Consider the following 1369-nt stretch of genomic DNA (forward strand, 5'->3'; position numbering starts at 1 on the left):
TCGCTCACTCGGCGTCGTCCTCCTTCGGCGGGGTGCGCAGCCACGCGGGCAGCAGCTGCTCGACGACGTCGAGCGCCATCACGCGGGTGACGGCTTCGGCGCCCGACGACGCGGTCCCGGAATCCGGGGGCGAACCGTTCGATCTGGGCCGTGACGGCCTCGGTGGCGTCGCCGGTGTAGCCGTGCGGCACGTGGGCGTAGCTCCACACGGGGTGGACGTCGCCGACCGAGCGTTGCGGGTCGGCCAGGTACTGCTGGCCCACCAGGACGAACGGCCGCGGTGGCATCCGTCCGGCGGTGATGTCCCGCTCGGCGGCGGCGACTTCGTCGAAGGTGCCGCCGAGGTGCACGGTACCGGCCCGCCGTGCGGCTTCGGCCGTCCACGGGACGCCGCCGGCGACGGCGAAGTCGACCTTGAAGGCGCCCGGTCCGCGCCGGAACCGGCGGTAGGCGCGGGCGACGCGGGGCGGCAGCCGGTCCCCGAGGAGGTCGGCCACGGCACCCGGCGCGAGGTCGAGCATGGTGACGTGGGCGGGAGGGAGCTCCGCCGCCGACCGGATCCGCCGGCCGGTCTCGATCGTGCCGCCGAGGTCGAGGAGCAGGGCGGCCAGCGCCCGGCTGATCGAGCCGGATCCGCCCTCGGCCACCGCCCAGCCGTGCCGGTGGCCGGCGGCCACGATGCCGAGACCGACGGCCGAAGTGAACGGTCGGTCGAGCGGCCGGAAGGCGTGGGCCGCCACCCCGCCGAACAGCGCCCGGGCCTGCTCTCCGGCGAACACCCGCGCCAGCGCGGTGGCCGGCAGCACGGCCGGAGCGCCGAAGCGGGCGAGGCGCAGCGGGTGGCGGGGGAGGTGCAGCAGCGGGCGCATGATGTCCTCGGTGAGCTCGTCGTACGCGGCGGCGGGGGCCGCGAACAGGCGCCGCCAGCGTGCACCGTCCGTGGTGCCGAGCCCGGCCGCGGTCTCCGCGACGGAGCGGTGCAGGACGCCCGCGGTGCCGTCGTCGAGCGGGTGGACGCAGTCGATCTCGGGGAGCCGCCAGCGGAGGCCGTAGCGGTCCAGGCCGAGTCCGTGCAGGAAGGCCGAGCCGACGGTGATCAGGTGGACGGCGGAGCAGTGGTCGTGCAGGAGCCCGGGGAGGATCGCCTCGCCGCTGCGGGCGCCGCCGCCGATCTCGTCGGCGGCCTCCAGGACGGTGACGCGGACGCCGGCCCGGGCGAGCCGGACGGCGGCGGTCAGCCCGTTGGGGCCGCTCCCGACCACGACGGCGGTGGCATCGCCGGCGCGCGGCGGCCTGCCGCGTCCTCCGCTGCCGGGCGTACCGTCCACGGCACCAGTCTCCCGTGCGGGCCCGCCGGGAGCACGGTGAC

General features: G+C 77.1%; 1 protein-coding gene. It reads right to left on the reverse strand.

Annotated elements, in window-relative coordinates:
* On the reverse strand, positions 1-1262 hold a 1262-nt coding region (locus tag ABZ885_RS41235; RefSeq protein ID WP_360200359.1), incomplete at its 3' end, for an NAD(P)/FAD-dependent oxidoreductase.
* Between the last annotated feature and the right edge of the window lie 107 nt (positions 1263-1369).

Origin of the sequence: Kitasatospora sp. NPDC047058 (assembly GCF_040643935.1) — a bacterium.
Taxonomy (GTDB): Bacteria; Actinomycetota; Actinomycetes; order Streptomycetales; family Streptomycetaceae; genus Kitasatospora.